The sequence below is a fragment of the uncultured Devosia sp. genome, assembly GCF_913055165.1.
GTDB lineage: Bacteria > Pseudomonadota > Alphaproteobacteria > Rhizobiales > Devosiaceae > Devosia.
In genome coordinates this window covers 26,122-36,136 of the sequence record NZ_CAJXJS010000039.1, presented here as the reverse complement: position 1 = coordinate 36,136, position 10,015 = coordinate 26,122, and the positions used below count along the sequence as shown (strand labels likewise).

Below are 10,015 nucleotides of genomic sequence, written 5' to 3'. Positions count from 1 at the left end.
ATCTGGCGGTGCTGCTTGGCCAGCTTGTTGATTTCCGAGACTTCCACGCCCGCCCCAGCGGCAATGCGCTTGCGGCGGCTGGCATTGAGCAGGTCCGGATTGGCCCGCTCCTTCTTGGTCATGGAATTGATGATGGCGATCTGCCGGTCAAAGACCTTCTCGTCGAAATTGGCGCCGGCCATGGCCTTTTTGAGCTGACCGGCGCCGGGCAGCAGACCCATCAGCCCGCCCATGCCGCCCATCTTCTTCATCTGCTGGAGCTGGCTGCGCAGATCCTCGAAGTCAAAGGCGCCCTTCTTGAGCTTCTTGGCCATCTTCTGGGCGTCTTCGGCCGACACATGTTCGGCGGCCTTTTCGACGAGGCTGACGATGTCGCCCATGCCCAGAATGCGGTCGGCGATGCGGGAGGGATGGAAATCCTCCAGCGCATCCATTTTTTCCCCGACACCGATCAGCTTGATCGGCTTGCCGGTGGCCGCGCGCATCGAGAGCGCCGCACCGCCGCGCCCATCACCATCGACCCGGGTCATGACGATGCCGGTGACATCCAAGCGCGTATCGAAGCTGCGGGCGACGTTGATGGCGTCCTGACCGGTCAGCGCATCGACGACGAGCAGGATTTCGTGCGGCTTGGCGATCTCCTTGATGGAGACCGTCTCGGCCATCAGCTCTTCATCGATATGAGTGCGGCCGGCCGTATCGAGGATGAGCACGTCATAGCCGCCGAGGCGGCCTTCGCGCTCGGCCCGGCGGGCAATCTCGACCGGGGTTTCGGTGGTGACGATCGGCAGCGTATCGACGCCGACCTGCTCGCCCAGCACGCGCAACTGCTCCATGGCGGCCGGGCGGCGCGTATCGAGCGAGGCCAGCAGCACTTTCTTGCGCTGCTTGTCCTTCAACCGCTTGGCGATCTTGGCAGTCGTGGTCGTCTTACCCGAACCCTGGAGACCCACCATGAGGAGGGTAACGGGCGCGGGTGCATTGAGGTCGATGGTGACGGCGTCCGAGCCCAGCACCTGGACCAGCTCGTCATTGACGATCTTGACCACCTGCTGGCCCGGCGTCACCGAACGGGTGACCTCGGCGCCGACGGCGCGCTCGCGCACCTGTTCGACAAAGGCGCGGACCACTTCAAGCGAAACGTCGGCCTCGATCAGCGCCCGGCGGATTTCGCGCATGGCCGCATCGACATCGGCAGCGTTCAGCGCGCCGCGTCCACGAAGGCCATCGAAAATCTTGCCAAGCCGGTCGCTTAAGCTCTCAAACATCGCTTTTCCTTTTCGCTCGCGGGCCAATCCCGCAAGAGATAGGGTCCATAGGCGCAAATGCAAAACCCACCCGCGGGCGCAACGCGCTGGCGGATGTTGGCCTCCGGGATCGGTTTATACCACAAGGGGTCCCGGTCGGCTGGTCAGGAGCAAATGCCTGATGAACGGGCTGGCTTTATGGGAAAGCCCGAACAGAGTCAAGGAAGTCAGGCCATATCGCGCGCCATGTCCACCTTGCCGCAACCTTTCCGTTCCGTGACAGGTCGGGCAAAACAATGACCGAACCCTAACTTGTTCCGAGGGAGCAGCGCCGCCATCCTCATGCCATCAAATGAGGAGAAGCCCTATGACCCGCCTGACCACAATACTGTTCGCCCTGCCTATGTTGGCCATTACCGGCCCCGCCTTTGCCGTATCGACGCCCGAACAGGTGCTCAACGACCCCAATCGTCCCGTCGAGGCTGTGGCCGGGGAACTGGGCGTGACTCCGCTGCAATTTGCCACCTGCTTTGCCGGCGTCACGCCGGCACGCACCGCAGCCGAACTGGACGGCCAGCGCGAGCGCGACAACAAGGCCACTCTTCTGCCCTGCCTGCAGGCAATCAATCCCGACATCACCAATGACCGGCTCGATGCCGTGATGGATAAATACCGGGCAGGTCCGCCGCGCGGCTGATTGATCAACTTGCCCGGGGGATGCGATATCGATGTGGGTATTGCGGAGGCAAAGATGATCAGCATGAAGCGGGCCCTTGATCTTGCCCGCGACAAGCGGACCATCGCCATCGACGGCCTCCCTGCCTCGGGCAAGTCTACTCTAGCCGAGCAGCTCGAGCTAAGGCTGGGTGCGGTCTGCCTTTATCTGGATGACTTCGTCCTGCCCCAGGACCTCTGGCCACGCCCGCTCAGGCCGGCCTATCCCTTTCCCTATGTCCGCCATGCCGACTTTGTCGCGGCGGCCCTTGCACTGGCGCGAGAGCGCATCTGCCATTTCCAGCCCTATGATTGGGAGAATGACAGGCTCGGCCCGCTCCGGACGCTGGCGGCAGGAAATCGTCCGATTGTCATCGAAGGCGTGTCCGCGCTCGATGCGGCGCTATCGCCAGCCTGTGACCTGCGCCTTTGGGTGGCCAGCGACCCTGCCTCGACGCTTGAAACGGCATTGGCGCGCGGTGGCGATCCTTGGCCCGAGGCTTGGCAGAACTATTTCCTGCCCAGCGTCGATCATTATCTTCTGACCGAGCCGATACGCCGTGCGGACCACATTGTCGCCGGCCGCGGCGCTACACCTTGAACGCTACCCGCACGCCGCCCCAATGCCGGCCATTGACGGTGATCGGGGCCGAGCAATCCTTCATCAGCGCGAATTGCCCGCCGCCCATGTCACGCCGGTAGGTCTGGAGCAGGAAAGGCTTGGTCGAGCGGCCGGCCGAAAGCCCGGTGCGATCGTTGAAGATGCGCCGGTTCCGACAATTGGCCGCGTTCCAGACCGGGTCATTCCCCTGTGGCTGGGAATAGATCGTGTTGTGGGTCGGAAGATAGCCATTGCGATCGACCGCAGCGCAAAAGGCAATGCGCTTGTCAAAACCCAGCACCGGCTCCTGGATGGCCGGCAGCACCTTGTCGGTGAAGGCCGTAAACCGGGTCGTCACCTGCTTGGGGTTGCTGCCGGGCACGTCGCGATAGTTCTCGTCGAAGAGATCGCTCATGCCGATCTGGCCGCGCCGGACGGCGTCTTCGAACAACTCGGAAATCTCGTCGGCCTTGGCCCGGGCGAGATCAATGAACGGCGCATCGGCCGTTTCTACCCCGGCCTCGACGAGGAACAGCATGAACTCTTCCGAGATGCCCAGGATGGTCTGGGTGCGCGTCTCGGCCTGTTCCAGATGCGCGCGGCAATCGGCAACACCGTCTGCCAGGGCGGAGAGTTCGGATTGCATCGACTCAAAGCCGGAAATGGATTGCTCCACCGGTTGCGCCATGGCGTCGATATCACTCACCAGCCGGCCAACCGAATCGACCAGTTCTTCAAGCGTGGCCGTGGCCTCGGTCGCTGCATGTGCATCGGTCATGGCCTGGCTCGCGGCCTCGGCATTGCCCTCTGCCTCCTGTCTCAACCCGCCAAGCGCCTCGGTGAGGACGCCCAGATGCGACACCGTCTGGCCGGAAAATTCCTGGATCTGATCGGCCAGGCCTTTTACGGCATTGGCGATGATGGCAAAGCCCCGCCCCGCTTCGCCAGCACGGGCTGCCTCGACAGAGGCATTGAGGGCCAGGAGCTTGGTTTCCCGGGCGATTTGCGCAATCGCCATGCTGGCCTGCTCAACCCCCTTCACCGTGCCCGAAACCTCGTCGAGCCTGGTGCGGAAGCCCAGCGCACTCTCGGACAGACCCGTCATGGCCTGGGTCGTGCGGTTCACCACGTCTGAAATCTGTCCGGCGCTCTGGTCCAGCACCCGGCGGGCATCGGCGGCGGCTTCGCGGCTCAATCCCATGGATTGTCCGAGCCTTGTCGTGGCCGAGCTCATATCTCGGGCCGAAGCGCGGGCCGCATCTGCCTGTTTCGCCTGACTCTGACTGATAGCCGAGAGATCGGCAATCAACCCGGCCACATCGGCGATTTCTACGCCGAGCCGCCCTGCCCGATCACCAATGTCACCCAGTCGCCCACCGTCGCCCAATGGCGCAATGGCCTGTGCCGCTGCACTGGCTGGCATGGTCCCCTCCAAATGTCAGTCTCGGGGACACTACCGGGCAAGTCGGTAAGAAATGATTAACCCTGAGGCTTGTCTGCTTCTTGTGGGCCATGGCCGGCCAGACGCATGAGCCGGGCGCGCAGTTGGGCAGGCATGGCCAGGACCGCGCGCTTGAGTGCCGGGCGCACGAGAACGTCCCAGACCTGGAACATGAGCCAGCCGCGCGGTGTGATCGGCAGCGCGTAATCGCGCACGGCAATGGTCTCGGTCGCGAAGGTCAACTTGTAGGGCATGACAGGCACCCCCAGGTCGCACCCTTTCAGCCCCTGCTCAGCGCAGACCCTGAGGATCTCGCTGAGATGCAGCTTTCCTGGGCTTTCATCGGAATGCGAAAAATCGCGGCTCGCAACGAAGGCGTGATAGAGCCCGCCATGCACAAAGCCCCATTGCTCGGCCAGAGGCTGTCCATTGTGCAGCAGGGAAAAGGCCCTGATGTCGATATCTGCCTGCCCCGCCAGGCCGACGCAGAACGCGCGAAAGCCACCATCCCGGAAAGCGCGGGAGGTCAGGCCCTGATCCTTGAGGCGGTCGGCTCGGCCGTCCAGGGTCCGTTCGATCAGCGCCAGCCGCTCCGCCGGATCGGTTACGACACGATGCTCAACCGGTCCATCCCGCTCCAGCCGGTTGCGCGCATTGCGCATATTCTTGCGGGTCTTGGCGCGGATGGACGAAAAATAAGCGGCAAAATCGGGAAAGGCGTCAAATGCGACGCGGGGTGCACCCTGCACCTCTCCGGTTCGGATGCAGGTCGCGGGCAGACCCTCGGCCAGCGCCGAACCGTCCCGCACCTTGAGCAGGCTGACCCCATCGCTCGGTGCCGCAGCAATGGCCGCCCGCAGCAGCAGGCCGACCGCCTCGCGCGCATCGCAATCGGCGTCAAGCAGCACATCGGCCGCCTGCACGAAAGCGTGTCCCAACGGCACCAGCAGCGTGCGTGCACCGGTACGGACGCGTTCCAGCGGCCAGACGCCAACGAGGCGCCGGCCATCGACCAGCGTCGCAATCACTGGATCAAAAGCCTGATTGCCTCGACTTGTCTCGAATTCGAAGACGGCCCGGGCCCAGCCAAGGCTCTGGAACAGATTGGGCCCATATGCATGCGCTTCCAGCCCCTGCCAGCGGGAGGCCAGGGCCTCCAGGCCCTCCCGGTCGCGGACGACCGTCGCATTCAGGCCGTGGGAGATCGCCGCGCCTGCGGCCCGGCGGTCTGCCTGCCCTACGAATGCGTCGGTAACGCTCATTTTTCGAAGCTATGCGCTGCAATATCGCGCACGCCTTCCGGGGCGGCCGGATCGACCTGGAAATCGACCGTATAGACCTTCTTCTTTTGCGGGTTGAGCGGCGAAAACTTCACCGCTCCCGCAAGGCCGAGCTTGGCCAGATAGGAGAGGCCGGTTACCTGCTGGCTGAGCTTGTTTAGGCCCAGCGCGTTGCGCAGTACGCCATTGGCGTAGTTGACCGCATAGTGCTTGCGCAGTTCGTCGGTCCAATGCTCGGTGGTGAAGCTGACATTGAGCATGCCGTGATTGACCACCCGATGCGGCCCGTTGAGCGGCCAATGCAGCATCTGCCCGGCTTCCAGATCATAGACCTGAGCGAAATCGTCGAACCAGGGTTCGAACGGCATGTCGGTCTCGCGCAATTGCCCCAGGATCAGCTTTTCCAGCGCGGCCTGGGAAATGAACGGTGCCTGGGCGGGATAGACATAGACCTTCTTGGTGCCGCGCACCTGCCACAGGCTCTGCCCCGGCACGTCGGAGTGATATTTCACCGACACATTGGGCGAGGAAATCAGGATGGTGAGGTTCCGCTTGTAGCTCTTGAATCCCGGTACGCGTTCCTCGAACTCGGCATAGAGGCTGTCGAGCAGTTCACCATAGGCCGGGTTGGTCTTGGCCGGCGCCACCAGATTGACCCAGATATTGCCCTGCTTGACCGTCTCGAGAACCTCGGCCCCGGACAGCCCCTTGATCTCGCCCTCGCGGCGCTTGGGGGGATTGCCCGGCGTCTTCTGCGAGTAATTGACGTGGTAGGCCTCGCGCGGGCTGTTCTCGATCAATTCAGCCAGCGCCGCATCACTGAACAGCGGCGAAGTGGCGAGGCTATGCTGCAGGCGCAGCGCCTGATTGCCCCACAATTTCGGATAATGCGGCTGCCAGTCGGTGATGATCTGGTTTGACATGAGCGGCATGTTCATGGGCAGGCTCCCGGAAATGGCGGCGCTGGCGGTTTTCTCTATTGCCAGCCTATCGCATCCACCGGCCAATGCATCCGAAAGCTCCGCTGCTGGTTAAGATCGAGCACCCCGCAAGTGGTTAAGATGAAACAAAAATTGTCGGGAGTAGGCCCTTCGCCACCGAGGGTAGCCAGCGGGCTGGCATGGCCTGGACTGGCAATTGCAATCCAGTTCCGCCATATAGAGCGCTAAACCCCCATGTTGAGCGGCGGCAATCTGGAATAGCGGCGTGAGCGACGTCCCCTTTTTGAAAATGAACGGGCTGGGCAATCAGATCATCGTGGCCGATCTGCGCGGTACGAGTGCGCGCGTCACCCCTGAGGCTGCCATTGCCATCAACGCGCGGCCCGAAACCCGCTTCGACCAGATCATGGCCATCCATGACGCCAGGACCCCCGGCACTGCCAACTATGTCGAGATTATCAATTCCGATGGCTCGCTGGCCCAGGCCTGCGGCAATGGCATGCGTTGCGTGGTGCAGACGCTGACCGCCGAACAGGGCCGGCAGCGCTTCACCTTCGAAACCGTGGCCGGCATCCTGTTCGGTGAGGAGGCCGGGGACGGGCTGATCACGGTCGACATGGGCACGCCCAAGTTCGCCTGGTATGAGATCCCCCTCAGTGAGGAATTTGCAGATACCCGCTATGTCGAGCTGCAGATCGGGCCCATTGATGCGCCGGTCCTGCATTCGCCGTCAGTGGCTTCCATGGGTAATCCACACGCCACCTTCTGGGTCAAGGACGACGTCTGGTCCTATGCGCTGGATCGTTTCGGGCCGCTGCTCGAGAACCACCCCCTGTTCCCCGAGCGCGCCAATATCTCCATTGCCAATGTGCCAGCCCCGGACCGCATTATTCTGCGTACTTGGGAACGCGGTGCAGGCCTTACCGAAGCCTGCGGCACGGCCGCCTGTGCCGCCCTGGTCAATGGCGCCCGCACCCGCCGTACCGCCCGCAAGGCGACCGTGACCGTGCCGGGCGGCGATCTTGTCGTGGAATGGCTCGACAATGACCACGTGACCCTGACCGGCCCGGCCGAGCTTGAATGGCGCGGGCGCCTTGACCCGGCCACCGGCGCCTGGACGCGCAACGAGGCCGCCTGATGGCGATTGAAACCCTGACATTCGGCTGCCGCCTCAATGCCTATGAGGGCGAGGTGATGAAGGCCGAGGCCGAGAAGGCCGGGCTCGACAATGCCGTCATCATCAATACCTGCGCGGTCACCGCCGAGGCGGTGCGCCAGGCCAAGCAGGCGGTGCGCAAGGCGCGTCGCGACAACCCGCAAGCCCGCATCATCGTCACCGGCTGCGCCGCCCAGACCGAGGCCCGCAGCTTTGGCGACATGGACGAAGTCGATCTCGTCATCGGCAATGCCGACAAGCTCAAGGCCGAGAGCTACAAGCCCATGGTGTTCGGCACGCCGCTCAATGACAAGGTGCAGGTCAACGACATCATGAGCGTGCGGGAAACCGCCGGGCACCTGATCGAAGGCATGGACGGACGCACCCGCGCCTTCGTGCAGGTACAGAATGGCTGCGATCACCGCTGCACCTTCTGCATCATCCCCTTTGGTCGCGGTCCCTCGCGCTCCGTGCCCATGGGACTGGTCGTTGAGCAGATCAAGAAGCTGGTTGCCAATGGCTACAAGGAAGTGGTGCTGACCGGCGTCGACATCACCTCCTATGGCCCGGACCTGCCCGGCGCGCCCACACTTGGCAAATTGACCCAGTCGATCCTGAAACACGTGCCGGACCTGCCGCGCCTGCGTATCTCCTCGATTGACAGCATTGAAGCCGACCCGGCGCTCTATGAGGCCGTCACCGACATGCGGCTGATGCCGCATCTGCATCTCTCGCTGCAATCGGGCGACGACATGATTTTGAAGCGCATGAAGCGCCGCCATCTGCGCGCCGACGCCCTGGCCGTAGTCGAAAAGCTCCGCGCGCTGCGTCCCGACATGGTCTTTGGCGCCGACATCATTGCCGGCTTCCCAACAGAAACAGACAGCATGTTTGAAAATTCGCTGCGCTTTATCCGCGAGGCGAAACTGACCTATATCCACGCCTTTCCCTATTCGCCACGGCCGGGCACACCTGCGGCACGCATGCCCCAGGTGAGCAAGGTGATTGCGCGGAAACGCGCCGCGCTGCTGCGCGAGGCGGGCGAGAGCGAATTTACTGCGCTCTGCGCGGCACGGCTTGGTCGAACCGAAAACGTGCTGGTCGAGCGCGATGGGCTGGGCCGCACAGAACAATTCGTTCCGGTCAGCGTTGCTGGCACACAGGCTGGCGAACTGCTAAGCGTCCGTATCACCGGCCTGTCCAAGGACGGCCTTGCCGGTGAGGCGCTGCGCGCCGCCGCCTGACCGGCAACAGGATGCAGGACCAAAAATGACCGAAAAGAAACCCGGCTTCTTCCAGCGCCTGTTCGGCACCCCGCCAGTCCAGACGCCCGAACAATCCCCACCCGAGACACCGGTCACCCCCGACGCCATTCCCGATATTCCTGAACCGGAGGCCGAACCGCCTGAGCCGGTCGAGCCAGCCGAGCCGACAGAGCCACCCCCGGCGCCCAAGCACGATTGGCCGCCGGGCCCGCCAGAGACCACGCCCGACTATATCGAAGATGTCGAGGACGACCTTGCAGCTGCCCCGCAGCCGGTAGCCGAGCCTGAACAGCCAAAAGGCTGGTTTGCGCGGCTGGCGTCGGGCCTCAAGCGCTCCTCGGATAACCTCACCAATTCGATCACCTCGGTCTTTACCAAGCGCAAGCTCGACGCAGCCACGCTGGACGAACTCGAAGACGTTTTGATCCAGGCCGATCTCGGCATCGACACGGCCATGGCGATTACCGAAACGCTGCGCCGTGACCGCTTCGACAAGGATGTCTCTGGCGAGGATGTACGCGCCGTGCTGGCCGCCGAGGTCGAAAAGGTGCTCGGGCCGGTCGCCGAGCCCCTGGTGGTCGATAGCAGCAAGAAGCCCTTCATCATCCTGATGATCGGGGTCAATGGCTCGGGCAAGACCACTACGATCGGCAAGCTGGCGCAGAAATTCGCCGCCGAGGGCAAATCGGTCATGCTGGCCGCTGGCGACACCTTCCGCGCCGCCGCCATCGAGCAATTGCAGGTCTGGGGCCAGCGCACCGGCGCACCCGTCATCGCCAAGCCGGCCGGTGCCGACGCCTCGGGCCTCGCCTTCGACGCCGTCACCCGGGCCAAGGCCGAAGGGCGCGATGTGTTGATCATCGACACCGCGGGCCGCCTGCAGAACCGCGACGAGTTGATGAACGAGCTCGAAAAAATCATCCGGGTCATCAAGAAGGTCGAGCCCGACGCGCCACACGCCACCCTCCTCACCCTCGATGCCACCACGGGGCAGAATGCCCTGAAGCAGGTCGAAATCTTCGGCCAGCGCGCGGGTGTCACGGGCCTCGTGATGACCAAGCTCGACGGCACCGCCCGCGGCGGCATCCTCGTCGCCATCGCGAAAAAATTCGGCCTGCCGGTGCACTATATCGGCGTCGGGGAAGGCGTCGGCGATCTTGAGCCGTTTGAAGCCGCCGATTTTGCGCGAGCCATAGCCGGGCGGGATTAGCGCGCGGAACAGGAGCTCCCATCGGGTCCGAACTGGGATAAATGGCTGACTTATTGCACGGCCGGTTTTGTGATCTTGGCGATGGTCATTATGGCGGCATTTGGATGGGACATTTCAGGCCATTCGCAACGGTTGCCCGGAACCGGCGGACTGACACCGG

At 63.4% G+C, this 10,015-nt stretch carries 9 protein-coding genes; 5 read left to right on the top strand and 4 right to left on the bottom strand.

The annotated features are described in order from the left end of the window. The coding region (gene ffh, locus QZ564_RS12985) for a signal recognition particle protein (RefSeq protein WP_297110493.1) at positions 1 to 1,268 on the bottom strand (1,268 nt) is incomplete at its 3' end. Positions 1,269 to 1,614: 346 nt separating this feature from the next. Between ffh and QZ564_RS12980 the strand changes: the two genes are divergently transcribed. Continuing rightward, on the top strand, positions 1,615 to 1,944 hold the full coding sequence (locus QZ564_RS12980; RefSeq protein WP_297110490.1) for a hypothetical protein: 330 nt from the start codon (positions 1,615 to 1,617) through the stop codon (positions 1,942 to 1,944). A gap of 54 nt (positions 1,945 to 1,998) precedes the next feature. Then, positions 1,999 to 2,562, top strand: a complete 564-nt coding sequence (locus tag QZ564_RS12975) for a hypothetical protein (protein WP_297110487.1) — start codon at positions 1,999 to 2,001, stop codon at positions 2,560 to 2,562. On the opposite strand, the gene QZ564_RS12970 is transcribed toward QZ564_RS12975, so the two are convergent. From QZ564_RS12970 to QZ564_RS12960, 3 genes are read right to left on the bottom strand one after another with little or no spacing between them, the layout of a single operon-like run. Continuing rightward, positions 2,552 to 3,985 carry a methyl-accepting chemotaxis protein gene (locus tag QZ564_RS12970; protein ID WP_297110485.1) on the bottom strand — a complete coding sequence of 478 codons (1,434 nt, stop codon included), beginning with the start codon at positions 3,983 to 3,985 and terminating at the stop codon, positions 2,552 to 2,554. The genes QZ564_RS12975 and QZ564_RS12970 overlap by 11 nt on opposite strands. Positions 3,986 to 4,041: 56 nt before the next feature. Further along, on the bottom strand, positions 4,042 to 5,265 hold the full coding sequence (locus QZ564_RS12965; protein ID WP_297110483.1) for a GNAT family N-acetyltransferase: 1,224 nt from the start codon (positions 5,263 to 5,265) through the stop codon (positions 4,042 to 4,044). Continuing rightward, positions 5,262 to 6,221, bottom strand: coding sequence for a hypothetical protein (locus QZ564_RS12960; protein ID WP_297110481.1), 960 nt, complete (start codon positions 6,219 to 6,221; stop codon positions 5,262 to 5,264). The genes QZ564_RS12965 and QZ564_RS12960 overlap by 4 nt, the downstream gene beginning before the upstream one ends. Before the next feature lie 292 nt (positions 6,222 to 6,513). On the opposite strand from QZ564_RS12960, the gene dapF reads away from it, so the two are divergent. Genes dapF through ftsY form a run of 3 tightly spaced genes read left to right on the top strand, consistent with a single transcriptional unit; the run spans position 6,514 to position 9,855 of the window. Beyond that, positions 6,514 to 7,362 (top strand): diaminopimelate epimerase, encoded by an 849-nt coding sequence (gene dapF / locus QZ564_RS12955; protein WP_297110498.1) that lies wholly within the window; start codon positions 6,514 to 6,516, stop codon positions 7,360 to 7,362. Beyond that, positions 7,362 to 8,624 carry a tRNA (N(6)-L-threonylcarbamoyladenosine(37)-C(2))-methylthiotransferase MtaB gene (mtaB, locus tag QZ564_RS12950; RefSeq protein ID WP_297110478.1) on the top strand — a complete coding sequence of 421 codons (1,263 nt, stop codon included), beginning with the start codon at positions 7,362 to 7,364 and terminating at the stop codon, positions 8,622 to 8,624. Before dapF ends, mtaB begins: the two co-directional genes overlap by 1 nt. Positions 8,625 to 8,649: 25 nt before the next feature. After that, positions 8,650 to 9,855 carry a signal recognition particle-docking protein FtsY gene (gene ftsY / locus QZ564_RS12945; protein WP_297110475.1) on the top strand — a complete coding sequence of 402 codons (1,206 nt, stop codon included), beginning with the start codon at positions 8,650 to 8,652 and terminating at the stop codon, positions 9,853 to 9,855. The last annotated feature ends 160 nt before the right edge of the window (positions 9,856 to 10,015 follow it).

Bases quoted from the DNA above. Each gene is read 5' to 3' on its own strand.
- QZ564_RS12980 (WP_297110490.1), top strand. From the start codon at position 1,615: ATGACCCGCCTGACCACAATACTGTTCGCCCTGCCTATGTTGGCCATT.
- QZ564_RS12975 (WP_297110487.1), top strand. From the start codon at position 1,999: ATGATCAGCATGAAGCGGGCCCTTGATCTTGCCCGCGACAAGCGGACC.
- QZ564_RS12970 (WP_297110485.1), bottom strand. From the start codon at position 3,985: ATGCCAGCCAGTGCAGCGGCACAGGCCATTGCGCCATTGGGCGACGGT.
- QZ564_RS12965 (WP_297110483.1), bottom strand. From the start codon at position 5,265: ATGAGCGTTACCGACGCATTCGTAGGGCAGGCAGACCGCCGGGCCGCA.
- QZ564_RS12960 (WP_297110481.1), bottom strand. From the start codon at position 6,221: ATGAACATGCCGCTCATGTCAAACCAGATCATCACCGACTGGCAGCCG.
- dapF (WP_297110498.1), top strand. From the start codon at position 6,514: ATGAACGGGCTGGGCAATCAGATCATCGTGGCCGATCTGCGCGGTACG.
- mtaB (WP_297110478.1), top strand. From the start codon at position 7,362: ATGGCGATTGAAACCCTGACATTCGGCTGCCGCCTCAATGCCTATGAG.
- ftsY (WP_297110475.1), top strand. From the start codon at position 8,650: ATGACCGAAAAGAAACCCGGCTTCTTCCAGCGCCTGTTCGGCACCCCG.